Raw genomic sequence first — 26,937 nt, 5'->3', positions numbered from 1 at the left:
TTGGCTGTTACGTCCACCCAACGTCTCCATGTGTTGATGGTGGTTACACAACTATGAAAAACTGACGTGGCTTCAGCCTTTACACACATGAATGGTTGGGCTGCAAAACCTCCTCCGGGGGCGCGCAACCTGTCGCCCGAATGCTGGCACTGCAACACAGGCTGAATTTTGAGACCCGATCCCTCCAATGGGAAACCCGCCATCGCAACAACTCCGTAAAGCGAAGCTTACTTTTTTTGAGGGGGAGAAGGTGGCGGATTCCTCGGCGGGGGAGACGGTGGGTTCCGCATAGGCGAAATTTGCTCTGTACTCCTTTCTGTACCTCGGTCAGGTATCACTACTTCTCGTTGCTTACTCATTTTAGGCTCGGTTATATCGTTGTAAATAGGACTGCGCTTCTGACTCACTCTCAGCCTTCATCCGTTCGTGATTCTTTATAGTGACTTTCTTTGACGAATCGAATATCTCTTTTGAATACGTCTCACATAGCTGATAATAGGTTTTACTGGCCTGAGCATCTTCTATTTCCCATGCGTTCAACTGATTGAAAAGTTGCTCAATTCTTCGGAAGTGAGTTTCGTAACATAGAGTAAGTTGACAAACACTATCAAGTTGGTCATCGCTATGAAAAATCTGACCTTCAATAAGTTGTAGTAATGAAATGACGGAAATAATACTACTAGTGACTATGCCGAAAGTGGAATCTTTTAAGAATGCCCAACCTAAAATGCCGCTGGTAGAAAAGACCAAAGTTGCCACTTTGTATAGTCGTTTAATGTTTCTATGCCTTTTCAAGTAAGCAGTGCAATAAAATTCCCGCATTTTGGCATCCAGCATTTCGTACCAGAGTTTGTCAAAAATTGTCATGCTTAATTTTTAAATCTTAATTTTTAAATCAATTCCCTTGTCGCCCGGAACTTGGCATTTAGAGTAAAGTAGTCTTACCCTAATGGGGCTTCAACTTGTCGCAGCAAATACCCAAACAGAAGCCCAAAACTGCCCACGCGGGGCGGTCAAACTGTCGTACGAAAGCCGGAAATGAAAGCCCGGTGTAGAAAAGTACCCAACGACCCGATGGGTTGATGGCTCTGCGAACTACTCAAGGCCACGGACGTGGCGCCAACCTTTACACCCTTTGTTGTGTTGCACAGATTCCCAGCCAGCAAACGTCCTATCGTCCGAAAAGGTGAGAGTGCGGAACGGGCAAAAGACATGTAGGTACTGAGTCACTTGGCAACTTATTTATTAAACTAAATTGCTATTTTTGTTAATAACAGCGGAATATCACTACCTGAAAGTTTATTAAGCTCAATAGAATTTTTGGCAAAATCGAATGAAAAATCTATATCATATCCAGATGCTAAGGCAGCATAAAAAGAAGAAGCGAAGTGTATTGCCGTTTCATCTTTTACGGTATTTTTCATGCAAATTACCTTAGAGATATATTGGCTTAACAAATGGGATTGGCTAATTGAATGGCATGAATTCAAAAAAATACAAGTAATATACTGGGAAAACAATTTAAAGAGTTCTGCTAGTGGCTCATTGGATACAATACTTGCTTTACCTCCCTCTTTTCCGATAAGGCAAATGCCAGTACATGTTCCATGCCCAGAAAAATGTATTATTTGAGGTTTATGATTAAGTAGCTTTTTTTGTAAATCACTAATCCGACTTGCTAAACAAGGAATTAGCTCATAGTCATCTCTGTGTTTCGATTGCATTAATTCAAATTCGATCTCTCTGTACTCTTCATCAAGCCTTAATCTACTTTGATCTACTGCATCTGCTGAGGCAAACAAAATTATTGTTTTTTCAGAAGGCAATGACTCTTTAACTTCTTTTCTCTCTGGCAAGTGCACTAGATAAAAACCATTATTACTAATTTCTTTTATAACAGATTTCGACAAATCGGAAATTTGCTGTTTAGTTTTTACTAATTTTTCTTTCTCTAAATCCTCATCTATAGTTACACTTTTCTCTAACTTATCATTAGTTTGATCTAACTTATATTTTAATGTACTTACTTCACTATCAAGGCGTTCGTCGTTATTTCTAACTATTTTTCCAATAGAATCTAAAGCTTCATGCAACCTATTCTCATCAATCAATTGATTAATTTTAAGATGCGTTTTATTTAAATTTTTTGATAGATATTTGTCATCAATAAGCCATTCGCCAATAATTGGCTCTTTGTTTATAGTTTTATTACTTGATTTGATAAAGTAATAAATTTCTTTTCTACGATTTATTTCATCTTTTGAAAGAAATTCCGCCAATCTCGTATAAATGGGATTAATATTTGAATCATTTTTATAATAACTCTTGAATTGCTTTTTCAATAAATTATTATGTAAAGAATTTTTTCTAATGTAAGTGTTTGTATTTAATATTAATACTATTTTTTTTGCTGGAATCTTTTCTATATATGAATTAATTGTATAGCTTGAGATACAAGAATATATATTTTTACGATCTCCATCTGTAGGAATAAAAAAACTAGTTCTGAAACTAGAAAATTTATGGCCTGAGAACTGAATGACTAAATGATCATTCGGGCTCATTGCCTTGTTTAATCTTTCGAAATTAGAAATAATATTTGTTTTAGTAGCTTCATGATTATATAATTTATAAATATTCTTATTTTTAATATTAAATTTAATGTTATTTACCCAAACATTAAATAAGTACTCTGAATCTTTTACACTGAAGTCAAGATCTTTTTCTTTATCGTAATTATCTATACCAATTGACAGAAAATAATACTCGCCAGTTACATTTTTAAGTTGATCTTCATGATCTTTATCTGACTCTGTTTCAATAGAAAAGAATGAGCTTAGTTTCTTAAAGACGTTTAAAAGATCCATTGTTATTTAAATTTAAATTCTACTATTATTTACAATTTTTGGCTGGTTACAGGTTTACAAAATACATACCTTACTTATTAAATAGGCATAGTATCAGCATTTAGCTTGTCAGCCGAAACCTGCCGAACGAGCAAAAAGCTTGACCTCTGCGGTCTGCAACCTGTCAGCCGAATCGCTGAAAGGGAAGCCCAAACTTGCCCACTTAAGGCGGTCAACTTGTCGTCCGAAAGCCGGAAATGAAAGCCTGGCATTGACGACCACCCAACATAGTATTGTACGCAACACCACTTAATATCAACCTGTTGATTATTAGCAAATTAATATTAAGTGTAGGCAGTAACAACTACGCGTATATTGACTCTTACCAAAGAACGGGAGTTACCAACACATTTCAAAAAGATCATACGTGAGCGGTTGCGCGTTTTTAGGCAACGGTGGTTTAGCCAGCCAGGGCTCGCCGGTACGCGCTCGGCGTCTGACCCGTCACGGCGCGGAAGGTCTTGTTGAAATGCGAGAGATTGTTGAAACCAACCGACAGGCCAATATCGGCCACCGTACGCGCCGAATGCAGGAGTCGCCGGGCCTGACTGATTCGGTATTCGTTCAGGAAATCGGTAAACGTCTGGTGCGTCATCCGCTTGAAATACCGACAAAAAGCCGGTACGGTCAGGCTGGCCAGGTCTGCCACCGCCCGGATGTCTATTTCTTCGGTATAATGCTGTTCAACGTACTGACAAACCCGGTTGATGCGTTCTTTTTCCTTCGGGTTCAGGTCGAAGCGAACCCCGTCGGCGTGAAGCGGCTCTACATCAGTAGCGTCGGCCAGGTAGTGCAGCACCCGCAACAGACTCAGCATTCGCTCGAACGGTGGCTGCTGGGGCAGCTGGGTCAGTAAGGGGCCAACGCGCTGCCGGGTGTCATCGCCAAAGAGCAGTCCCGAATGCGACCGTTCAAACAGTCGGCGGACCTGCGCCAGCTCCGGTTTTTGCAGAAAGTGCTCGCCCATAAAATCCTCGCGCATCTGCACAACGATCTCTTCATACTGCCCCTCGGTGCCGTAGCTGAAGTTCAGGTGAGGCAGATTGGGGCCAATAAATACCAGCTCACCGGCTTCGTAGCGGGAGAGGCTTGTGCCGATGCGTCGCTGGCCGCTGCCCACCGGAATGTAGACAATTTCATACTCGGGGTGGTAGTGCCAGTACACCCAGCACGGCTCGGCTTCGGTGCTATGAATTACCCGAAACGAACTCCCGGCTTCGGGTTCTATTTTCTCGAACTGCAGTTTCATAAAGACCAGCGAAACAGGGCGTTTGGAGGGAAACCGCTTTTCGCTTTATAACGTTTATAGACCAACAGCTTGCTCATTCAAAAAACACCATGAACCGAATCCTTCTTTGCTTACTGAGTCTGATCACGCTGGCCGGTCTGGCTCAGGGTCAGTCTACCGATTATGCCTTCGCCAAATTACCCGCTCCCAAACCCGGCGAAGCCGTAGCCACGTTTGCGGGCGGCTGCTTCTGGGCACTTGAAGAGGGCATGGACCAGCTCAAAGGCGTGCGCGAGGTCGTCTCGGGTTATTCGGGCGGCTCGGTCAAAAACCCAACCTATGAACAGGTAGGCACCGACCGAACCGGCCATGCCGAATCGGTACAGGTTTATTACGACCCCAAAGTCATCAGCTACGCCCAGCTGCTCGACGCTTTTTTTGCCGGCCATGACCCCACGACCCTCAACCGCCAGGGACCCGACGTTGGCCGCGATTACCGGTCCGTTGCGTTTTACCGCACCCCCGCCGAGAAGGCCGAAATCCTGGCCGCCATCAAACGGGTCAATGACTCGGGGCATTATTCGGGCAAAGTGGTCACTGAAGTAGTAGCGTTTCAGGCTTTCTACCCCGCCGAAAATTACCACCAGAACTATTTCGCCCTGCATCCTGATCAGCCGTACATCCAGCGGGTATCGCTACCCAAGGTCGAAAAGCTCCGCAAAGCGATGGCCGGACGGCTTAAAAATAATACGTCGTTAACAATGAATCGCTAATTAGCGGCATCAAAAAGATAATACAGCATCAGCAGCGGATAATAAACACACAGAATAGCCGGCTACCACCGGCTATTTTTGCAGCATGAATACACCGGTTACCCTCAACAAATCACACCTCAACCTACTCGTTCGGAGCGTACTGTCGTTCTTCATGAACCGACAGGCGCTGGCCGTTGGGTTGGTCTTTGCGTCAGACAGCCTGCTGTTCGGCAGCTGGGTTTCTCACATTCCCTACGTAAAACAGAAGCTGAGTTTATCGGAAGCCGAGCTGGGCCTGGTTCTGTTTGCCATGCCGGCCGGTTTGCTGGTGATGAACCCGCTGACGGGCCGGATCATTGCCCGGCTTGGCGAAGCGCGGTCCTGTTTCTGGTCGGCGGTCGGGCTGGCCATCTTCATGTGCATCCCGATTAACGCGCCCAATACGCTCGTGTTGACCATTGGTCTGTTTCTGGTCGGGCTGGCCGCAGCGCTCATCAACGTGGCTATGAACACCAGCGCCACTAACCTGGAACGCCACCAGGGCAGCGTGATCATGTCGTCCTGCCATGGCATGTGGAGCCTCGGTGGCCTGCTGGGTTCGGGTATTGCGGGGGCCGTGATAGCCCTGCACGTACCGCCCCCGGTTCATATCATGGTAATATCGGTACTGATCCTGCTGGCTACGTTTCTGATACAGCCCATGCTGGCCCGGATTCCATCGAGCAGCCGTACCGAAACCGGCGAGAAGGCCGGCTCCTCCTTTGTTATGCCAACCTTCGACCTGTTGCTCATGATCCTTATTGGGCTGGCCCTGGCCATGGGCGAAGGAGCCGCTTTCGACTGGAGCGCCGTCTACCTGCGCGAAACCCTGGGAGCCAGCAGCCAGATTGCCGCCCTGGGTTTTGCCAGCTTCTCGCTCACTATGACCGGATTCCGTTTTCTGGGCGATGCCATCATCCCGAAAATTGGCGGCAAACGCTGGTTGCAGATCGGTGGTGTTCTGGCCGCGCTGGGTTTGGTTATCGCCATTGCGCTGCCCTACCCGACCACGGCGCTGCTGGGATTCGGGTTGCTGGGGGCCGGCTGTTCGCTGGGGGCACCGGTCCTGTACGCGGCTGCGCTACGGGTGCCGGGTATTCCGCCTGCGGCTGGTCTGGCTACCTTTGCCACGTTCAGTTTCATCGGTTTTCTGGCTGGCCCACCGCTGGTTGGCTTCATTGCTGAAGGGTTCGGCCTTTATTTCGGGCTGGGCTTTGTGGCGCTGATGCTTCTGATTTCGGCGGGCCTGGCCCGACTCGTAAACCTGTTCTAACCCGAAGAACGGACAACGGAGCCCCGTCTTAGGGCGGTTAGTGGCCCTGCACCCGCTTCTTCTCTTACTCAATCCTGGTGAATGAAAGCAGTTATTTTTGATATGGACGGGGTGATTGTGGATACCAATCCGCACCACCGCATTGCCTGGCGTGAGTACTACCAGCGCAACGGAAAAACCCTGAGCGACGCCGATTTCGTGGAACATGTGTCCGGTAAGCACAACACCCACATCGTAGCCCACCTGTTTGCCGACCAAACCCTGACGCCTGACGAGGTGCTCCGGCTCGGCAACGAAAAAGAAGCCTTATTTCGGGAGCTGTACCGCCCGGTCATCACCCCCGTTGCCGGACTGGTTGACTTTCTGAAAGCCCTGAAAGCAGCTGGAATTCGCACCGCCGTAGCCACGTCCGCCCCGGTCGAGAACCTGGAGCTGGTCATCGACACGCTTGAGCTACGGCCTTTTTTCGATGCCCTTCTGAACGAAAGCATGGTCAGCCATCCCAAACCGGACCCGGAAATTTACCAGAAAGCCATGCAGCAACTCGGCGTCGACCCGGCCGATAGCGTGGTGTTCGAAGACTCCATGACCGGCATTCAGGCGGCCCGGGCTGCGAGGGCGCAGGTGGTGGGCGTAGCCACTACCCTTTCGTTCGACGATCTGCGGCCTTTTGTCGACGACAGTATTCACGACTTTACCGACATGGATCTCGATCGGTTGCAGCGCCTGTACGGGGTAGCGTCTTAAGTTTTTTTAACGTCCGTTTGTCGGGGCCCTGCTCCGAAACTTGTAGTTTTACGGAACTGTTATTCAGAACCAGTTGGGTAGTGAATCGTGCGGCAACTCCCTATCTTGCCACTGCTCACCAGCCAGCTGGTTCTGACCCGTTTTAGCTATGTCGTATCCGAGCCGTTTTTTCCTGGTACTGGCCGTTGCCCTCTGCAGTTTGACTGACGTGTGGGCGCAGGGGAAATACGTGATCGGAACGGTCATCGATCAAACGACGCAGAAGGGGGTAGACCGGGCAACGGTCATCAACCAGCGCACCCGCCAGCGGGCCCGAACCAACGCAGCCGGTCGTTTTTTTCTGACCATCCAACCCGGCGATTCGCTTATCCTGAACAGCCAGCTCTACAACCGCACCGCCATCCGGTACGACGGTTCGGACAACCCGACTATTGTGGCCAAATCGTTACCGCCCATGCCCTACCGGGTCGTCGACCTGGCCGAGGTGACCGTAACGGCCAAGCGGTATGAAGAGGTAAAACGCGAAATTCAGCAGGTGCTGGCCGAGCCCACCGCGTCCCGAAAAGTAACGGGCGAACAGGCATTTGACCGGCTGGCCGATGGTGCGGGCGTTACTCTGCTGTACGAACTGTTTGGTAAACGGCCCAAGTCAGACCGCAAGGCGTATTACATTATGCAGCAGGACCGCCGACATGCGCTGGCGCTCGAACGGTTCCGGCTGCTGGTCGATCAGGCTACCGACCTCAAGGGCGATGACATCGACCGGTTCTACGACTTCTGCGATCTGGACGACGAGTTCCTGCTCAAAGCATCGGACTATGATCTGATCAACACCCTCCAGCAACTCCGCAACCGCTTTCGCTACGGGTTCAACCGCCCCAGCCGCCTGCAGGCCGACCCCGACGCGCCCCGCCAGTAGCCAGCCCTAACCCGGTCAGGGCAGGACAACAACCGGATCACCCGCCCCGATTGTTCCACCCTGAATGACCTTAGCCGTCAGCCCGCCGTGGCCCCGCATCGCATTATAGCCGCCGGGACCGAGCGCCGTTTCCATCTTGGAGCAGGGATGACACTGGCCGGTGATCTGGAGAACTACGCCCCCGCTGGCCGGGTCGCCGAACTGGAGCCGGTGGTCTTTCAGGGCCAGCAGGTTTATGCCCGATATAACCAGGTTCCGACGCAGCAGGGCCGGATCGAGGGCATCGCGCCCCGTTAGAGCCGCCACCACCGGCAGATGTTCGGCCTGGATCAGGGTAACATGGCGGTTACCGCTCTGCCCGCTGTAGTGATCGCCGACCAGCCCCCCTTTCGTCGATACCTCGACCGAGTCGACAACACGGACCGCTCCCCGGCGCTCGGGCCGAATGCCGATCCACTCCACCCGGCCAGCGCGCGGAAATACCTCAAACAGGTCTTTGATGTTTTGCATACGTATCTCTTCGCCCGGATAATTCAGGCGAAGGGATAACCTAATAGCTGAGGTAGCGGTTCTCGACCGAGCCGTCGTCGTACAAATCAACCAGCGCGTACCCGGCAGATGTATGATGATACCGGCCAAACCACCAGGCTCCGCTCACGGCGCCGTTGCAGTAGTACGAAACGCCGTTGTAGTCGACCCGGTCGGTCAGGTGAATATGACCACTCAGGGCCGCTTTCACGTTCGGATACTGGTTAAAGAGGCCCGTTAATCGAACGGTATCGCTGTGCATCCAGCGCGACGGCACGTTCCAGTGGTCGCCCTCGAAGCGTTTGCCGTCGAAGAACACACAGGCGGCCAGGATGGGCACGTGCGATACGATCAGGACAGGCGTACTGGCCGGTGTGGCTTTCAGTTCGGCTTCGAGCCAGGTGTACTGTTCCTCGTCGAGATGGGCGGTATACCAGCTGCCATCGGCTTTGGGCTGCACGCTGTCCAGCACGATAATGCGCCAGCCGTTACGATCCAGACTATAATAGCGCTGGGTAAGATGCAGTTCGTCCATGGCCCACTGCCGCCCCGACAAAAACGACCCGTTCCGGTCCTGATGGCACCAGATGTCATGATTACCGATGCAACTGAGTACCGGCAGGGCATTTTCATTCGTCAACACCTTGTTGTAGAGACTCCACTGGCGTTTAACGCTCTCCTGGCTACGGCCGTGGGCTTCCATGATGGCGTCGCCCCCGTTCAGGATCAGGTCGGGCCGGTCGGGCAGATCCTGAAGATGGTGCAGGCATCGTTCAAACCCTTTGGCCGCGCCAATGATGGGCTGCATGTGAACATCGGTCAGGTGAGCAATGCGCAGGAGTCGGCGCCTGGGGGCCGCAACGGGCCGGGCAGAAACAAGGTGAGGGGTCGAAAGGGCGGCCAGGCCCGTACTAACTCGTTTGACAACGTCGCGACGATTCATGCGTCATGATGGTTTGCCAAAAGTACAGACTTGCCGACCCTTGCCCGTTACGCCGATTTTATGATTGTATTAGCGAATCGTGTAGAAATCAGCGACTTTGTTCATATCCGGTCAATACCGGCGAAGCAAGGCCAGCATTTTCTCGTCGAGCTTCATGCCCTTGTAGCGCTTGTACTCAATGTCGGTCCGGTCGCTGTTGAGTATACCAAAGGCGCCCCGGAAGTTCCAGAGCGACCAGCCCCAACCGGCCTGTTTCCAGAGTTTGAGCTGATCTTCCATCCAGCGCAGCGCCACGTCGTGGGGGGTTTTGTTGTAGCAGCCCCACTCGCCCACGTGTACGCCCACGCCCTGCTTCTGCAGTTTCTGCCAGGGCTCGATCGCGATCTTCCGCAGCGAATCCGCACTCCAGGTAGTATTCATCCACTGGGCCGGCCAGGTTGGCGGGGGCGTATCTTTGAGCATGGGCACCCACTCTGCCTTGTAATGGCTGACGTTCATGGGCAGATACCCCCGGGTGCTTTGGCCTACTTTCAGATCGGCCAGCCTGAACACGGGCTGGTTGCCGTACTGCAGCCCATCGGCAATGATCAGCCGGTCCGGATCGACCGAGCGAATCCCCTCAACCAGCGCCCGCACCACCCGCAGGTAATTGGTTTCGTCGGTGGTGGGCTCATTGATGAGATCGAAGGAGACCTCCCGGTTGGGCAGGCCTTTATAGCGTTCGGCCAGGTGTTTCCAGTGAAAAACGGCTGCTTCTAGTGCTCGCTCATCGGTCCACAGATCAAGCGGTTCGGCGGGCGGGTTCACGCAATAGCCCGGAATCCGGTGCAGGTTCAGGTTAACATGAATCTTGTACTGCCGCCCGAACGCCACGGCTTCGTCTACCTCTTTCAGCACCTTCTCGTTGAGCTCGGTCCAGTGGGCCGGGTCGGGGGTAGCCCAGCAGTGGTACGACATGGGTAACCGTACGAAGTTGAACCCCCAGTCGGCGATCATGTCGAAGTCGCGCTCCTGATACGGCCCGGCCGGCGTGGGCCCGGTGTTGCCGGCCACGAACTTTTCGAGCAGGTTGAACCCCCGCCAGCGGGGTAGTTTGTCGGGTGTCGGTTCGGGGAGAGCCATGGGTACCGCCAGGCTCAGCTGACTAAGCCCGGCAGCCGCCGAGAGCGAGGTTTGGATAAAGGAACGACGTTGCATAACGGAAACGTGGATGTTATACCCTGCCGACAGCCAGCCTGGCCAAACACGCTGTGGTATGCCGACGGGTAAGACTGTAACCCGCCGTTTCCGTAAAAGTTAGCCCAACGGCCGTATCCGCCCGCGCTACCGCCCAAAGTTGAGCGTAGTACCCAGCCGATAACCCAGCCCTTTGTAGGCTCCATCCTGAAACTGGCCGATCACCTCTACCCGGAAAAACGGCAGCACTTTAGGCACAAGCCCGTTCAGCCCGTACCCTACTTCGGTATAGTTCTTCAGCGCGGGGGTGGTCAGGTAGTTGACGAACAGATTCTCGCGCAGGTCGAGCAGCCGCAGTACAGTTACCTGGGTGAGGATGAACTTCCGGAACTCGCCGAACACGTGGGCTTCGGCAAAGCGGCTGGCGGTGCTGTATCGATAATACGGCAACATGCGGAATACCGTGACCGGGTCGCCCTGCTGGAACCAGAATTCATTGCCCATGAAGTGTTTGAAGTCCGGGAAGAACAGCTTCCGATCCTGCACGAATGCCCCGGCCGATACCGCGTAACTGAGTCGGCTGCGGATACCCGTCTCGAGCGATTGCCGGGCCGAGAGCTGTAGAAAATCATAATCTACGTCGCCCAGGCCACGCCGGTAGTTCAGGCTCAGGACGGGGGCTTCGTCATCGACCAGCCGATACCGAACCCCGTTGCGCACCCGGTACCGGATCGTTCCCAGGTTGAGATGGGCCCACAAATCGAGCGTGAGGGCGTTATGGGTCGGGAAGCTGGTGGTGGCCAGCTCGACGTTGTCGGGGCGGTTGGGGGTAAAGGTGCGGTTCTTCCAATCGATCCAGGGGCTGATCGATTCTTTAAAGTTGGCCAGTTCGCTGCGTCGGGCGTATTCAAAACTGCCCGCCAGCGAGAGCCGGTCGTTCAGCGTCCGCACGTCGCCCCGCAGCTTCACAAAATCCTTGGCGTAAAGCTTCATGAAGTTCTGCTCGAAAACCAGGGTCGTCAGGCCGTTCAGTGCGGGACTAATCGGGTTAGCCGGGTTAAACTGGTAGAAATACCGCCCGCCCGATGCGTCCAGACTGCCTTTCACAAACCGCACCCCCGTTTGTCCGTAGCCCACCAGCGCCCTGGGTCCAAACTGGTACCGCCCTACGGCGCCCACGTACCAGCGCGGTATAGACCGAAACACATTCGGGGTTTTGAGTGAATCGGCTTTACTGGCCATTCGGTTCAGTCGCAGGCCGCCCTCGATAGCGTAGCCCTCCACAGTATTGTACTCGATGTTGGATACTGGACTCGTCCAGACCAGGCGTGTTCGGGGGCCAAGCCGGAACGTGGAGCCAGACAGCGCAAAACCGACCGGCGAGAACTTGTCTTTCTTTTTGCCTTTTAGACTATCGGCTTTCATTTTCACCTCGCGGGTGATCCGCAGGCTATCGTTTTTGGCGTAGCTCGTTATTTCGGCACTAGTCAGCGGCACCGCCCGGATCGAATCCCAGAACGCCGTGGAGCGTTTGCCCGCCAGCGAATCGATTGCGGTTGAGTCGTTCCGTACCACCTGCACATCGTCCCCTTTTTTCTTGCGATCTTTGAACTGCTGCTTTTCGTATTCCTTGATGAGCTGTTTGAAGTTCTTCGTCGTCAGCTCTTTCTGTTTCTTCACCGTCTGCTCAAACGACTGCCCCTTGATATCGCGCTGGCTCAGCACCGAAGCTGGCTTCTCTTTTTTCTCGTCGATGACCGGCACATCGTCCACGAAAGCCGGGTTAACGGTCAGCTGATTATAGGTCTGGCTGCTGGCGCCCTGGGCCGTGAACTCGACCCCGAAAAAGCTGCCTTTGCTCTCGAACCGGAAGTTCACCGGCACCCACACGTTCTTGATGGGCGAGAGTGTGGCGCGGGTGTTGGTCGTAAAGCCCTGACTGCTGCGGTATTCCAGCTGGAAACTATGCATGGCCCAGGTGTTCTCGATGATGTAGATCACCCCCCGAAAAACACCTTCGCCCCAGGAGCGCGGAATAACCCGAATTTTGCTGATTTCGATCTCCCGCCCGTTCGGACCCGGTTCGCGGAAGGTGCCCTCGTATTCAAATTTGTAATACGCAAACGCACTCGGTGACAGGGGCGACACACAACCGGCTATCTTGGGCGCGTAGAAAGAGCCCAGGTAAAATGAAGCCGGTACGACCTGATCGATCTGCGAATTGCGGGACGCAATGATCCGCCGGTTGTACGAAGCCGGCTGCCTGAACGTCACCTCCGACACGGTCTCGTACAGAATCGGGCGACCCACTTTAAAGTTGGCTTCGCGTTCGGCCTCGGCCAGCTGTTTCTTGAACATATTGGCAATGGCCGGCAGCTTCAGCACCACAAACGACGCTTTGCCGTAGTTACGGGCCGTGAACTGCTGCACCTGCAACTGGTGAAACCGGCTTTTGGCAATGGCCCGGCGCATGATGCTATAGGCCGGGTCTTCGTTGCCGGCTTTGGCCTGCACTTCGGCCAGCCGGAAGGCCTGCTCTTCCAGCACCACATCGATAGTCTGGAAGCCATTGGTAATCTCTACCGTTTTCTGAACCGCCTGAAAGCCCAGGTACTGGAACGTGACGGCGTACTGCCCCGGCGTCAGCGCCAGTTCATAGCGCCCTTCGTCGTTGGTAATCGTTCCCTGCGAACGATCGGTAGCCGCACTGCCTTTGACGATAATGGCCGCGTAAGGCAGGGCGTCTCCCTTTGCGTTTTTCACCGTGCCCCGCAAACCTGTCTGGGCCAGGGCGGCTACCGAGCTAAGAATAAATAGGCCAAACAGTACGAATGGTTTCATGAACAAGACGGCGTAGTAAATGGGTAAGATCTGGGTTCTAATGTACTAAAGGAACGATAGAAGGCCGGTCTTTCATCAGTAAGTAGCTGATTTTTGGACGGGTTGGCCGCTTTTGCTCTGCTACGCCCCGCCGGACGCACAGCCTGTTGCCCGTCATGGGTCTGTTTCTGTCCTTTTCCAGCCGGAACGTATACGGCGTTGACTGGCGCAGCCGGGCAGCCCCTGAATAGACAGGCCGCCAAATTACAACGACCCGACCAGTACGTGATATCCGTTAAGGTAATTTAAGAATTCGCCCGGGTTGGCTCGCTAGAGAACCCGATGGTGAGGAATGGGCGTCGAAGTCCGCTGCGTCTGGAATGGGAGCGTTTGGCCTATGGCTTTCAAACGGACGAACGCTGCACCCAAGGGCGTAGAGAAGCCAGTCAGCCGCAGCCTGGGAGTGAACGTAATGCCCTGAACCGTCCACCCAACGGCCCAGGCGGTTGATGGGCTCTGCTTAACTAGCCTGACAGCCCAGCAATACCACCGCTACACGCGTACGCTTTGTTGGCTATCACTTTCCGCATGAGGGAGCCTCCACTGACAGGAATCCCCCCTCACGAAGGAGTAATCAGATGGGTCATTCTACCGTCAATGCCGCGATCGGAAAAACATCGGTCAACAACGTGCCTGACGAATCAAACCACTGGCATTTTACCTGTTCTTTGTCCTCTACAAGCGTTTTTAGGATGGAACCGTCTCCGTATTTTTTTCCATAACCCGTGACTGTCATTTGAGGACTGCCAGATTTAAGTTTGACTACGCTGCCAATTGTAATTTGTTCCATTATGTCGTGTATCATTTCTCATCGAGCGCCGAGGTCAAAACTCCGTAACAAGCTTATCCATCGCGTCTGTGCTGTTGTTCGACAGGGTGAAAATATGACAAAATTATGCGTCAGCCCTTTCTTAACCCATAGAAATCGGTGCGGCACAATTCGGACAAGCTGCGAGAGACCGCGAACTGTCGAGCCGAGGCTGTCAAGCGGTGGCATATCAAGCACGTTATCGTGTCGGCCGAAACGCATTGTACAACGAGCTATCCAGCAGTGACCGACCTGCCGACCAATACGTGAAAAACCAGCAAATAACGCTCAATACTAATCTGTTACCATATCGCCTATGGAGGAAGTCCGTCATAGGCAAGCCATAGACAGGTTTATTAAGGCTTGTATTTTGTCAGCAAGGCCCGGAATCTCTCGGTGTTGCGGATGTTGTTCAAATCGGAATCCTTGGTAATATGGGCAAAGTCGTTGTAGCCATTTTGCAGAGATTTTTCAAACCAGTGTAGGGCAGGGTCAGGCTGGTTTTGCAATGAATACAGACAGGCCAGGTTATAAGGAGCCAACTTATTGCTTGGTTCGAGAGTAACCATGCGCTCAAAACAGGGCTGGGCTTTATCATATTGTTTAAGGTAAAGAAACTGAATACCAAGTTGATTCCAGCCATCGGGGTCGGTTGGTACCAAACGGCAATAGGCCTCAAAACAGGAAACAGCTTCGGCATAACGCGCCTGGTTTTGCAACAAATAACCCAGATTGTTATATGCTGTGGTATAATTGGAGTCGAGTTGAATAGCTTTTCGGTAGGCATCTTCAGCCTCCTTGGGGCGATTTTGATCAGCCAGCACAAGACCCAGATTGTAGTAGGCCTCGGCCTTATCGGGTTTGAGCTGAATGGCTTTTCGGTAGGCAGCTTCGGCCTCGCTGGGGCGCTTTTGACCAGCTAAAAAATCACCCCAGGAGCTGAGTAAAAGGTACCAGTTAGGTGTCATCTGTAAGGCTTTACGGTAGGCTACTTCGGCTTCTTTATTTCGTTTTTGTTCATATAGCAAAGCTCCCTGAAAACAATAGGCAACAGCTGCCAGCGAGTCAAACCCAACAGCCTGGTTAAAGGCTGTTAAAGCAGCCATATTGTCTTTAGTAAATCCTGCGTTTATCCCTCTGAAAATGGCGGCCCGCGCCCGCGCTGGATTGTAAAAGGCGCTGCCCTGCCCCAACAAGTCAGCCGCGTATCTAAACTGCTGGTCTTGTCGTTTAATGTAATCGTAGAGGAACATATACACAGACTGTTGATTTAGTTGTTTAACGTAGTCATATTTTTTCCTGAACTCTTGTATGATTATCGTATCGATCTTGAAATCGTTTATAACAGCATTTAAAATCATCTGCCCCTCATCCATCAGGGCGGCTGCCAGTTCGCGCTTCAGAAAGGGCAGGGTATTGGCAACCTGTGGATTTGTGGCTAGCCATTCATAGTCAGCAATGGCATTTTCGGGCTGTTTTTGAGCCAACTTCTGCTGAAACTGACGGTAGCGATGCCACACGCTACTGTCGGCATGGGTCAGGGCGGCTTCCACAAAGCCTTTGCCCCCAACAGCAGCAAAGCTGGGTAGGCTCCGGTTAGCCAGCAAAGCGGCTTTAGTAGGGCCATGCACATATGCTAACGGTGCATTGCCATCGCCCACCTTAAACGGTGTCTGCTGCATGGGTTTGGCTTCGGGGCCTACGTGGTCTTCGAGATAGCGTTCCAGCTCGCGGGTGGTTACCTGACCGTTGGTGTCGGCATCGGCCAATCCCTGTAACCCCCGTACCAGGTGGTAACTAAAGGCCCCCCGGCCTCCGCCCCACTGCTCGCCTTCCACAGATACTTCGTTACTCTGGCAGGACATAACTTTAGTTTCGTTGGCAACCTGCTTCGCTAATTGTTCACCGGCTAGTTGCAACCCACCTATTTCATTACCCGCCAGTTTTCCGGCCCGGCAAGCATCCAGATAAACTTGAACAGTAGCCTTTTTATCAGCGGAGAGTGTGGTAATAAAATCTTGAAAAAACACAATAGCGTAGGCGGTGGACTGATATAATTGGTGGTTAGTATCATAGGTCAGCAGAAAACCGCGCTGTGCTTTGGTTTTAAATTCCTGGTCGCCGTGACCGGAGAAGTACAGAATGACACGATCGCCCGGATTTACCAGATCAATTAGGTCGCGAAGGGCTTTTTCAATCTGAGCCGTAGTTGCCTTTTCGTTTAACAGCAGCTTCATATTACTTAAAGGTACCGCCCCCCCAGCGGGTGAAGCCAAGAATTGATGAAAGGCCATGGCATCTTTGTCGGCATAACGCAATTTGTCCACGAACTGGTAGTTGGAGATGCCCACAATCACAGCCCATGTCTGACCAGTGGACGGGGCGGCACCGCTGATAACCACAACCCCTTTTGAATCAGATCGTTGCTGGGCGTGAACAGCTTCGCAAAGTAGCAAAAGTCCAACAACAAGGTAGGATAGACGGTACATGGTGTTCTTGGAATATGTATCGAGTAAAGCTATAACCATGGCACTTAGGCAGGAACGTTAAATTGAGTATCTTCTACAATTAGGATAATGGGCCAACTTTATTGTTAGCACTTGCTCGCCAGCCAAGTCAACCACACTCTCGCCAATCTGGTCAACAACTTTACCGCTTTATCCCCTGAGGATGTTATATACTATTTAGCCGAAGAAAAACTCAGGCCCTGCTTACATTAAGAGAAAGCATAGCCACTTATCAAGTCACTTCGGGAAAGTTCTGCTTTTGATGACGCAGTGCTGGAAAAAATTTACTCCACCAAAGTTTAGGGGGTAGACGACAGTATTGCAACAACGCACGTTACCAAGCAAGCCGCGAGAGGCCGCGAACTGTCGAGCCGAGGCTGTCAAGCGGTGGCATCTCAAGCACGTTATCGTGTCGGCCGATATGCATTTGTCAACGTGCAGTCCGCCAGATTTGGGACTGTCGGCAGGTACGTGGCAAACCAACCAAAATGAGCTACCGAACGGTCATCAGACTGTCAACAGATACATGCCAAACCCGCAAATAGCACTCACTATCAATCCGTTAAACCACCAACCGAGACCCGACCACGCCACTCACGTGACTGAACCGCCCAACATAGTATTGTACGAAACCTCACTTAATGTTAAATCACTGATAATCAATAAAATGATGTTAATTCTACTAATAGAGACCTACTCTGCGCATCATTTGCTCTATTGAAATAAAATCTAGTCTAATAATAGGCACTTCTCGTATACCGATCTCCCCCAAGGAGCCGGAAAGCCGGGCTTGCTGAGGTCGAATTTATTATCCGGTAGTAAAACGGGGATGGGCTTCTTGGCTGACTCAGAGCAACGGTACGCGGCAGATTTGTAGAAAAACGTTGGCCGGGTTTTGTATCTTGCCAGAAACTGCCCCCTCATTCCTATGCGTCAACGGATCTACCTGTTACTCTGTTTCTGGCTGCCCCTGGCCGCAGCTGCCCAACCCACCACCATCCTGCCCGAACGCGAACGGGCCCGTATTGTCGATGAGATTCTCGAAGACCGGTTCAACAACCTGCTCCCGCAGCTGATGCGTCGCGAAGGGCTGGATATGTGGATCATTATCTCCCGCGAATACAACGAAGACCCCGTGCTCCGGACCATGTTGCCCAGCACCTGGCTCTCGGCCCGCCGACGCACCATCATGGTCTTTTTCGACACGGGTAAGGAAATCGAAAAGCTGGCCATTGCCCGCTACGATGTCGGCAACCTGCTCAAAGGCGCCTGGGATATCGACGTGCGGCCCAACCAGTGGGAAGCCCTGGCCAAAATCATTGAGGATCGTAAGCCGAAAAAGATTGGCCTCAACACCTCCACCAACTACGCCCATGCCGATGGCCTGTCGTCGACCGAACAACGGGAGTTTCTGGAGAAGCTACCCGCCGATTACCGCAAGCGCATCGTCTCGGCCGAGAAGGTAGCCGTGGGCTGGCTCGAAACCCGTACCGAAAAAGAGATGGCGATCTACCCCATGATCTGCCGGCTGTCGCACCAGATTATTCAGGAAGGGTTTTCGGAGAGCGTGATCCAGCCGGGCGTCACCACCACCGACGATGTGGTCTGGTGGTTCCGGCAGCGCATCACGTCGCTGGGACTCGACACCTGGTTTCACCCGACGGTCGATGTGCAGCGGGCCGACAGCCAGGATTTCGAGCACCTGCGTACGTTTTCGAAGCGTCCCGACAAGCAGGTGATCATGCCCGGCGATCTGCTCCACGTCGATTTCGGCATTACCTACCTGCGCCTGAACACCGATCAGCAGCAGCATGCCTACGTACTGCGCCCCGGCGAAACCGATGTTCCGGATGCCATCAAAGCCGCTTTCAAACAGGGCAACCGCCTACAGGATATCCTGACCGATCAGTTCAAAGCCGGTAAAACAGGGAACCAGATGCTGCTGGCCGCCCTGGATCAGGCGCAGAAAGAAGGCATCAAGGGCACGATTTACTCGCACCCCATTGGCGTGCACGGCCACGCGGCCGGCCCTACCATTGGCCTCTGGGACCAGCAGAAGGGCGTTCCCGGTACGGGCGATTATCCACTATTGGCCAACACGGCCTACTCCATCGAGCTGAACGCAGCCGTTGAGCTGCCGGCCTGGAAAAAAACAATCCGGATCATGCTCGAAGAAGACGGCTACTTCGACGGACAGTCGTTCCGCTACATCGACGGACGACAGACGGAGATCTACACCATTCCCCGCCAGCTGGGGTATGTGAAATAGGGGCTAAACCAGAAAGGGTGCCTGCCATAGACTGAGCGATGAAGCAACAGGTCTACGGCAGGCACCCTTTCGATTACCGGTATGGCTTAGGCCAGGCGGTTGATGCAGTTCAGATCTTCGAACGCGATTTTCAGGCGCGACACCATGCTTTCTTCCCCTTTGCGGAGCCATACGCGCGGGTCGTAATATTTCTTGTTCGGCGAGTCGGCTCCTTCGGGGTTACCGAGCTGGCTTTGCAGGTAGCCTTCTTTTGCTTTGTAGTAGTTCAGCACCCCTTCCCACATGGCCCACTGCATGTCGGTATCGATGTTCATCTTCACGGCGCCGTAGCGGATAGCCTCCCGGATTTCCTCGCGGCTCGATCCCGATCCGCCATGGAAGACGAAGTTTACCGGCAGTGGACCCGTTCCGAATTTCTCCTGGATGTAGTCCTGCGAGTTTTTCAGAATGATCGGCGACAGTTTCACGTTACCGGGCTTGTATACCCCGTGAACGTTACCGAAAGCCGCAGCAATGGTGAAGTTCGGCGATATTTTGCTCAGCTCTTCGTACGCATAAGCCACTTCCGACGGCTGGGTATAGAGCTTGCTATCGTCAACGTCCGAGTTGTCGACACCGTCTTCTTCACCACCCGTTACGCCCAGCTCGATTTCGAGGGTCATGCCGATTTTGGCCATCCGCTCAAAATACCTGGCGCAGATCTCGATGTTCTCTTCGATCGGCTCTTCCGACAGGTCGAGCATGTGCGAGGAAAACAGCGGCTTACCGGTTTGGTCGAAGTGCTTTTCGCCGGCCGTCAGCAGCCCGTCGATCCAGGGCAGCAGTTTTTTGGCGCAGTGGTCGGTATGCAGAATGACCGGAACCCCATACAGCTCGGCCACCTGATGAACATGGGTAGCGCCCGAAATCGACCCGGCAATAGCAGCCTGTTGCTTGTCGTTTGGCAACGCCTTTCCCGCGTAGAAAATGCCGCCCCCGTTCGAGAACTGAATGATCACGGGCGAGTTAACGACCTTGGCCGTTTCCAGTACGGCGTTGACGGAGTCGGTGCCAACAACATTGACAGCCGGCAGGGCGTAATCATTCTCGTTAGCATGCCGAAAAATTTCGGAGACAGCGTCACCGGTCACGACGCCGGGTGCAAATCGAGTGGCTACATCGCTCATAAGAAGGGTATTTTTGGATTCGTTCAAGATATAATTTGCCGGAAAGCAGATTTCTGCCTGTCACAGCCAACGGGGGGTAAAATTGCGGATAATCCGGAAATAATACTACTTACTGTGCCTCGGTAAGCTCCATCCACACCAGCTCGACGCCGTAACAAACTAAACAAATTCGTTTTTTTACCACATTGACCGGCCTGATTTACAGTCACTCCATTGGGCACAGCAAGCCGTAAACCATTCCTAAAGCAGTAGGCAAAGCCACCCGATCGGTTTGTCTGGTATAGTTTTTTCGCTCTACCTTGCATCCATTCGCTAAACTCAGATCAGTATGAAAACCGTATTCTTTTGCCCGATGTGGGGCATGGAAAGCCTGTCTTATCCCGAAGCCGCCAAACGGGTAAAAGCCGCTGGCTACGACGGCATGGAAATATCGGCCGGACCCGGCAAACGGAAAGAAGCCGTTCAGGTCATGCGCGACCAGGGCCTGGAGGTAATTCTGATGGCCTTTGGCGGAGGCAGCAACTTTACCGAACATAAACAGAAGTACCGCGACGACCTGCTCGATATTGCGGCCAACAAACCGCTGTTCATCAACGCGCATACCGGTCATGACTACTTCACCTTCGAGCAGAACGCCGAACTGATCCAGACCGCTCTCGACGTACAGAAGCAGACCGGGGTTCGCATCCTGCACGAAACCCACCGGGGGCGGTTCAGCTATAGCGCCCCGGCTATTCAGTATTACCTGCTCAAACTACCCGATATGCGCCTGACGGCCGACTACTCGCACTGGGTCAACGTGGCCGAGTCGTACCTGACCGACCAGGCCGAGAACGTAACCCGGGCCATTGCCGTCAGCGACCATATCCACTGCCGGGTCGGCCAACCCGAAGCCCCGCAGGTGTCGGACCCGCGCGCCCCCGAATGGCAGGCCGCGCTGGAAAGCCACGCCAAATGGTGGGACGCCATCCGGGCCCGGCTCCAGAAGGCCAACGCCCCCACCCTGACTGTTACCTGCGAGTTCGGGCCGGCACCGGGCTACCTGCCTACCCTGCCCTACACCAACCAGCCCGTAGCGAGCCAGTGGGACATCAACGTCTTCATGAAAGATTACCTCAAAAAGCGCTGGCAGGAAAATTGATACATCCATTCCGAATAGCGCAATATGCGTTGGCAAACGAGCTGAATCCTACGGCGTTATTTGTAACTTTACTTCATGCTCCGCTCTCTCTTCATCGCTTGTGTGTTTCTGTGCGTTTCCCTGCCACCGGTGCAGGCGCAACTGGCGCAATCGCTGCGGATTGAGATCCCCTCAGACCCCAACGAACCGGAAGCCTTCGACGTTGTTCCGCTGGCCGACCGGGGGGTACTGATGACCGTGCGAACGGGCGGTTTTTTCGACAACAGCCCGGCCGAATTCACGTTTCAGAAGTTCGACACCAACCTGAAGTCGCTCTGGAGCGTTCGGTTCAAACAGGACATCAAGTACAGACCGCTGCTGTCGTATAATGATCAGCAGTACATGTATCACCTCTTTCGGGAGTACGATACGAACCGGTTTCAGTTTCTGCGACTCCACCTCGACGATGGCGTGGTTGAAACGATTGACGGTGTGCTGCTCGACCAGTTCGACATTCAGCAGTTCAAAGTAATGGGGAGTCAGGCCTACGTGGGCGGCTACCGCCATCAGCGCCCAGTAGTGATGGCCTTTTCCTTTTTCGACGGCTCAGCCAGGGTGCTACCCGGCCTGTACGTGAATCACATGGACATCAGCAGCCTCGAACTCGACGAAACCCGACGGGAGATCAACGTGCTGGTTCACTCCACCCGGCGCCGGTGCCGGTTCTCGATACGCACCTACAGTTACGACAGCAAACTCATCCGCGTGGTCGATTTCGACGGGGCCAAAAACAGCCTGATCTCCGGCAAGCTGCTGCCCGTCAACGAGCACGAATCCCTGCTGGTCGGCAACTACTCGGCCGATTGCACGCCCTATTCGCAAGGTATCTACGTGACGCGCGTACGACACCCCGAGCCGGACGAATCCATGGCTGAGGTCACCGCCGACGCCGTGGGGGCGATTCAGTACATTGAGTTTTCGGAACTACAGAACTTTTTCAACTACCTCAAACCCCACCGCCAGCAAAAACTCCGGGCCCGGGCGCAGAAGAAAAAAGACGAAGGCAAAGATTACAAGTTCCGCTACCGGCTGCTGGTGCATGATCTGCAACCAACCCCATCCGGCCTCACCCTTGTTGCGGAGGTCTACTATCCGCAATACCGGACCAGCGCCCTGGGCTACAGCGGCTACCTGCGCGGAGCCGACCGGTACGACGGGTTTCGCTATACCCACGCCTTTGTCTGCGGCTTCGACAAACAGGGGAAACTGTTGTGGGACAACTGCCTGCCCATCAAAGAGCTGCTCAATGCCGAGCTGACCGAAATGGTACAGGTTTCCCAGCAGGGCGACCGGATGGTGCTGGCCTACCCGAACGATGGCGAAATAACGACCGAAGTAATTCAGGGCAACAAAGTGCTTAAGGAAACGGAAAAGATAAAAATACAGACCAGCAATACCGACGAACGCGTCACCTACTCGGCGCAGGAGAACCTGATGGCCTGGTACGACCGCCACTTTCTGGCCTGTGGCTTCCAGAAGATTGCAGCTTCCAAAGCGTTTCCGAACCCGCGCGAGGTCTTTTACCTGAACAAACTCACCTACGATCCCGACGCGCGGCCCGCCAGTACGGCTAGCCAAAAAACCGCCGGATCAGGGCGATGATCAGGTTCAGCAGCACACTGACCACCAGACAGGTAACGACAGGAAAGTAAAAACCTCCCCCGTTTTTGCCGGCCAGGCGGATATCACCGGGAAGGCGGCCCAGCCAGCTGAGCCGATCGCCCAGGCAATAAATAACGAGCCCGACCAGTAGCAGGGCTGCTCCTGCCAGCATGATGTATTTACCAACCGTTGTGTTCATATAAATAAGCGTCCATTCCCGTAAACGAAAGCCTCAGCGGTTACGGTTCAGTCAGGCCTATAAAATCAGGTCGTCCGGGTTCTGGATCTCGCGCAGGTCGGTGGTCACCTCAAAGCGGCCCGCTCCGGCGCGGTGCAGCGGATCATTGACAAAGTAAGGGCTGAAGTCAAGCTCCGTCAGCGCCTGAATCTGCGACAGCGGCACCTGGTACGTCCGAAACGCGCCAAATCCATCTTCGGCTATTCCCTCGCGCAGATTGACCAGCAGATTTTTCTGGCTCAGGAGATAGCCCGTCATGGACAGTTGACCATCTTTTTTGATCACGGCGGCTACTTTCCAGAACTGGAGCGGCAGCAACACCCCCCGGTAAGGTATATCAGCCTCGCCAAATACCGGCCCCGTAAAGACCGACACCTTCAGCTGGGCCAGCTTCGTATTGTTCAGGATGTAATCTTCCAGGTCGGCCCAGGCTTTCTGGTTCAGGCCCGCATGTTGTGGGCACGAGTTCGTGTAATGAAACGTATCGTCATTCGCCTGCTGGGCCTGAGCGCCCCAGACCGGATCGAGCCGCCGAACCATGTGGCCCCGGTCCAGGTCATTGTTGGCGTATACCTCCGGCCCGGTCTGGTAGGTTTCGCGCAGGCGCGGGTCCAGAATCCAGACATCGGAGCGACCCATCGACTGGGTTCGCTGGCCATCGATGTTCACCGCCGTAGCTACAGACAGGCGCCGGATTCGGTGCATCGCCACGCTGAAATTCCGATAGGTCAACACGGTTTTCTGGTCGATTGTCGGAGCCAGCCGGTCCGTGATCGGGGCCAGCAGCGACTCGAACGAAATGGACGTTCCGGCCAGAAAAGCCGGGTCGTAGCCGTTGCGGTCGGTGTAGGTCCGGGGCGCGGGTTTGCGCGTCTCGAACCCAACGGCTACCGGACCGAGGCCAACCGAGACGGCCTGATCCACCCCGGCCGCACCCAGCTCGATACGGATCCGGAGCGGAACGGTAAACTGAATGGTTCGTACCGTTGCATCGGTCGATACAGGCGTACCGGCCGCTACTGATGATGATGTGTTATTGTCTGACATGGCTGACGGAACGGTTTAGGGTCAGATGCTGACCAAATCGGGCAGGGCGAATTGGTTGAGGGATAAAGTTAATGTACAATTTCCGGCTACAGCCCGACCGGATTAGAAAGCGGTTAACTAGCTTATTTAACGGCCATTAGATTAACTTATACCGTGCAGCAACAACCTGACGAATACAATTTATTTACAAACAGCACTTGACTTTACCAGATAATTTCTCTACTTTTGCACCAGATTTTACAAGCGGCATCCGTCGCGTCTCTGTTCTCTCACTATTTACACGCTGAGTTAGGTCTGACAGAGTCCGGTATGGACATACCACAGTACGGATGTACAGATGGGTTTTCTGGGTGGACGTCCCGCCGTGAGCGGGACATTTGCGCGTGGGCTAATCGGTCAATTTTCATTGTCTTCTCCCCTATTGACAGGCTGGGGGTTTGGTGGTCCTTGTTGGGTCGTTGGGCAATCGTTCGTTGGGCAATTCTCGCATTATCGCGCCGTTCACTGGCACACACTCGTCTTCGCTTGGAAAGTTCAACCACAACTTTCTAAGAGTAATGAAAACGAAAAAAAGTAACACAGATGAGCAGGATCTTCTGCTCACACAGGATCAGCCTACTACCGACGTTGCCGCTGTTGACGTCCCCAAGGCCAAAGTTCCCCGCAAAAAAGCAGCTAAACCGGAAGAGGCTCCCGTAGCCACAGCCCCGGTTGCCGATGACAACGAGGCCGAAACGCCCGTTGCCAACACCGAGGTAGAACAGGCCGTTGCTGAGGTTATTACGGTCGACGAAACAACGCCAGCCGCTGCTCCGGTTCAACCCGTGGTTGATCCCAATCAGGTGCTTTTCTCGCAGCTGGACATTTCTGACGAGATTTTACAGGCCGTTACGGACATGGGCTTCATCAGCCCGTCGCCCATCCAGGCCGAAGCAATTCCGCCCATTCTGGCGGGTCGTGACGTGATTGGTCAGGCCCAGACAGGTACGGGTAAAACGGCTGCGTTTGGTATTCCAACCCTCGATCTGATCGACACCCAGGACCGCTCGGTACAGGCGCTGATTCTCTGCCCTACCCGCGAACTGGCCCTTCAGGTAGCCGACGAAATTCGGAAACTGGCCAAATACAAGCGCGGTGTACGTATCGAAGCCATTTATGGTGGCGACTCGATCGAACGCCAGATCCGGTCGCTGAAGAGCGGGGTGCATATCGTAATCGGTACGCCCGGCCGCGTTATGGACCACATGGAGCGCAACACGCTCAAACTCGACAACGTCAAGATGATGATTCTGGACGAAGCCGATGAGATGCTCGACATGGGCTTCCGCGAGGATATCGAAAGCATTCTGGAAGATATGCCCGAAGAGCGGCAGACGATTCTGTTCTCGGCTACGATGTCGAAACCGATCATGCAGATCACCCAGAAGTTCCAGAAAGATCCGGTGCTGGTGAAGGTCGTGAAGAAAGAGCTGACCAACGTCAACATAGAGCAGGTCTACTTCGAGGTAAAACCCAAGGCGAAAGTCGAGGTGATGTGCCGCCTGATCGATATGTATGACCTGAAACTGCTGCTGGTTTTCTGTAACACCAAACGCAAGGTCGACGAGATCGTTGAAGACCTGCAAATCCGGGGCTACCAGGCCGAGGGGCTGCACGGTGACCTGCGGCAGGCGCAGCGTAACAACGTAATGAGCAAGTTCCGCTCGGGTACCACCAGCATTCTGGTCGCGACCGACGTAGCCGCCCGCGGTATCGACGTTGACGATGTCGACGCCGTTATCAACTTTGATATTCCCCTCGACGAAGAGTATTACGTACACCGTATCGGCCGGACCGGCCGCGCGGGTAAGTCGGGCCGGGCGTTCTCGATGGTAGGCCGCGATGAGAAATATCGCTTCCGCGAAATCCAGAACTACACGAAAGTACGGGTCGAGAAAGGCGTTATTCCGTCGTTCGAAGACATTGTCGGTATTCGGAAAGCCCGCTTTATCGAACAGATTCAGCAGACCATTCAGGACAGCAAAGACCTGAACCTGTATGAAGATACATTGACCCAGCTTCACCACGCGGGCTTCTCGACCGAGCAGATCGTAGCCGCCCTGGTAAAACGCAGCATGGGTCTGGAGAAAAACGAATTTGCTGATCAGAACCTGGCCCTCGAAGATGATCGCCGTCGCGATGATCGGGGTGGACGGGGCGACCGGTTCGAGCGCGGCTCGGGGCGGTTCGACGACCGGCGTGGCGGTTCACGCTTCGGCGACCGCGACGATCGGGGCGGCTCACGCTTCGGTAACCGCGACGATCGGGGTGGTTCGCGCTTTGGCGACCGCGACGACCGCGGTGGCTCACGCTTCGGTAACCGCGACGATCGGGGTGGCGACCGGAAGCAATATTTCGAGCGCGATGACAAACGGGCTCCCCGCGAGCGCGAAGCGAACATGACCCGCCTGATGGTTAGCATCGGCCGTAAAGATTATGTTCGTCCGGGCGATATTGTAGGCGCGATTGCCGGTGAAGCCAATATTCCGGGCAACACCATCGGCAGCATCGACATTTTCGACAAGTACACTTACGTTGACGTACCGAAAGACGTAGCCAATCGGGTCGTTGATGCCATGGAAGGCAACACGATCAAAGGCCGCCGGGTCAACATCGAAATTGCCCGCTAAGCGCGAGCAACTCATTCATAGACTAAAACGCCGGGCGGTTTCGATCGTCCGGCGTTT

The 26,937-nt window shown here is 53.5% G+C and carries 20 protein-coding genes; 8 read left to right on the top strand and 12 right to left on the bottom strand.

What is annotated here, in order from left to right:
* Positions 1–360: 360 nt before the first annotated feature.
* From FBR45_RS06100 to FBR45_RS06090, 3 genes are all read right to left on the bottom strand, one after another.
* The gene (locus FBR45_RS06100) at positions 361–867 is read right to left on the bottom strand and encodes a hypothetical protein (protein WP_138500290.1); all 507 of its coding nucleotides are present in this window, start codon (positions 865–867) and stop codon (positions 361–363) included.
* Between the two features lie 383 nt (positions 868–1,250).
* Positions 1,251–2,867 (bottom strand): caspase family protein, encoded by a 1,617-nt coding sequence (locus tag FBR45_RS06095; RefSeq protein ID WP_138500288.1) that lies wholly within the window; start codon positions 2,865–2,867, stop codon positions 1,251–1,253.
* A 439-nt stretch (positions 2,868–3,306) separates the two neighbouring features.
* The gene (locus tag FBR45_RS06090; protein WP_138500286.1) at positions 3,307–4,155 is read right to left on the bottom strand and encodes an AraC family transcriptional regulator; all 849 of its coding nucleotides are present in this window, start codon (positions 4,153–4,155) and stop codon (positions 3,307–3,309) included.
* An 89-nt stretch (positions 4,156–4,244) separates the two neighbouring features.
* On the opposite strand from FBR45_RS06090, the gene msrA reads away from it, so the two are divergent.
* The 4 genes from msrA (at position 4,245) to FBR45_RS06070 (ending at position 7,867) form a co-directional block, all read left to right on the top strand.
* Positions 4,245–4,907: a peptide-methionine (S)-S-oxide reductase MsrA gene (gene msrA / locus FBR45_RS06085; RefSeq protein WP_138500284.1), complete on the top strand. Its 663-nt coding sequence runs from the start codon at positions 4,245–4,247 to the stop codon at positions 4,905–4,907.
* Between the two features lie 85 nt (positions 4,908–4,992).
* Positions 4,993–6,201, top strand: coding sequence for an MFS transporter (locus FBR45_RS06080; protein WP_138500282.1), 1,209 nt, complete (start codon positions 4,993–4,995; stop codon positions 6,199–6,201).
* A gap of 81 nt (positions 6,202–6,282) precedes the next feature.
* Positions 6,283–6,948: an HAD family hydrolase gene (locus FBR45_RS06075; RefSeq protein ID WP_138500280.1), complete on the top strand. Its 666-nt coding sequence runs from the start codon at positions 6,283–6,285 to the stop codon at positions 6,946–6,948.
* A 148-nt stretch (positions 6,949–7,096) separates the two neighbouring features.
* Positions 7,097–7,867: a carboxypeptidase-like regulatory domain-containing protein gene (locus FBR45_RS06070; protein WP_138500278.1), complete on the top strand. Its 771-nt coding sequence runs from the start codon at positions 7,097–7,099 to the stop codon at positions 7,865–7,867.
* Between the two features lie 15 nt (positions 7,868–7,882).
* Here FBR45_RS06070 and FBR45_RS06065 read toward each other — a convergent pair whose 3' ends face one another.
* The 6 genes from FBR45_RS06065 to FBR45_RS06040 all read right to left on the bottom strand — a co-directional run bounded on the left by FBR45_RS06065 (position 7,883) and on the right by FBR45_RS06040 (position 16,691).
* Positions 7,883–8,377: an MOSC domain-containing protein gene (locus tag FBR45_RS06065; protein ID WP_138500276.1), complete on the bottom strand. Its 495-nt coding sequence runs from the start codon at positions 8,375–8,377 to the stop codon at positions 7,883–7,885.
* 40 nt (positions 8,378–8,417) lie between these two features.
* A complete protein-coding gene (locus FBR45_RS06060; protein WP_138500274.1) occupies positions 8,418–9,338 on the bottom strand; it encodes a metallophosphoesterase family protein in 921 nt (306 codons plus the stop codon).
* Between the two features lie 111 nt (positions 9,339–9,449).
* Complete coding sequence (locus tag FBR45_RS06055) at positions 9,450–10,535, bottom strand: glycoside hydrolase family 5 protein (RefSeq protein WP_138500273.1); 1,086 nt, start codon at positions 10,533–10,535, stop codon at positions 9,450–9,452.
* A 126-nt stretch (positions 10,536–10,661) separates the two neighbouring features.
* Positions 10,662–13,355 carry a DUF5686 and carboxypeptidase regulatory-like domain-containing protein gene (locus FBR45_RS06050; protein WP_138500271.1) on the bottom strand — a complete coding sequence of 898 codons (2,694 nt, stop codon included), beginning with the start codon at positions 13,353–13,355 and terminating at the stop codon, positions 10,662–10,664.
* A 622-nt stretch (positions 13,356–13,977) separates the two neighbouring features.
* Entirely contained in the window at positions 13,978–14,184 is a 207-nt protein-coding gene (locus tag FBR45_RS06045) for a YodC family protein (protein WP_171044842.1), read from the bottom strand.
* A gap of 374 nt (positions 14,185–14,558) precedes the next feature.
* The gene (locus tag FBR45_RS06040; RefSeq protein WP_171044841.1) at positions 14,559–16,691 is read right to left on the bottom strand and encodes a tetratricopeptide repeat protein; all 2,133 of its coding nucleotides are present in this window, start codon (positions 16,689–16,691) and stop codon (positions 14,559–14,561) included.
* 946 nt (positions 16,692–17,637) lie between these two features.
* On the opposite strand from FBR45_RS06040, the gene FBR45_RS06035 reads away from it, so the two are divergent.
* Entirely contained in the window at positions 17,638–18,978 is a 1,341-nt protein-coding gene (locus tag FBR45_RS06035) for a M24 family metallopeptidase (protein ID WP_138500265.1), read from the top strand.
* A gap of 86 nt (positions 18,979–19,064) precedes the next feature.
* Here FBR45_RS06035 and fbaA read toward each other — a convergent pair whose 3' ends face one another.
* Entirely contained in the window at positions 19,065–20,144 is a 1,080-nt protein-coding gene (fbaA, locus tag FBR45_RS06030) for a class II fructose-bisphosphate aldolase (RefSeq protein ID WP_138500263.1), read from the bottom strand.
* A gap of 328 nt (positions 20,145–20,472) precedes the next feature.
* Between fbaA and FBR45_RS06025 the strand changes: the two genes are divergently transcribed.
* Positions 20,473–21,285: a sugar phosphate isomerase/epimerase family protein gene (locus FBR45_RS06025; protein ID WP_246082123.1), complete on the top strand. Its 813-nt coding sequence runs from the start codon at positions 20,473–20,475 to the stop codon at positions 21,283–21,285.
* A 75-nt stretch (positions 21,286–21,360) separates the two neighbouring features.
* Positions 21,361–22,926, top strand: coding sequence for a hypothetical protein (locus FBR45_RS06020; protein WP_138500260.1), 1,566 nt, complete (start codon positions 21,361–21,363; stop codon positions 22,924–22,926).
* On the opposite strand, the gene FBR45_RS06015 is transcribed toward FBR45_RS06020, so the two are convergent.
* Together FBR45_RS06015 and FBR45_RS06010 are read right to left on the bottom strand one after the other, a co-directional pair.
* A complete protein-coding gene (locus FBR45_RS06015; protein WP_138500258.1) occupies positions 22,895–23,125 on the bottom strand; it encodes a DUF2905 domain-containing protein in 231 nt (76 codons plus the stop codon). The two genes, FBR45_RS06020 and FBR45_RS06015, sit on opposite strands and share 32 nt — an antisense overlap.
* A 57-nt stretch (positions 23,126–23,182) precedes the next feature.
* Positions 23,183–24,211, bottom strand: a complete 1,029-nt coding sequence (locus FBR45_RS06010) for a DNA/RNA non-specific endonuclease (RefSeq protein WP_138500256.1) — start codon at positions 24,209–24,211, stop codon at positions 23,183–23,185.
* A gap of 557 nt (positions 24,212–24,768) precedes the next feature.
* Here FBR45_RS06010 and FBR45_RS06005 point away from each other — a divergent pair.
* On the top strand, positions 24,769–26,880 hold the full coding sequence (locus tag FBR45_RS06005; protein WP_138500254.1) for a DEAD/DEAH box helicase: 2,112 nt from the start codon (positions 24,769–24,771) through the stop codon (positions 26,878–26,880).
* The last annotated feature ends 57 nt before the right edge of the window (positions 26,881–26,937 follow it).

Origin of the sequence: Spirosoma lacussanchae (genome assembly GCF_005870035.1) — a bacterium.
Taxonomy (GTDB): Bacteria; Bacteroidota; Bacteroidia; order Cytophagales; family Spirosomataceae; genus Spirosoma; species Spirosoma lacussanchae.
Note: the sequence above shows the minus strand (reverse complement) of the source record. Positions and strands in the feature narration are given on the sequence as shown.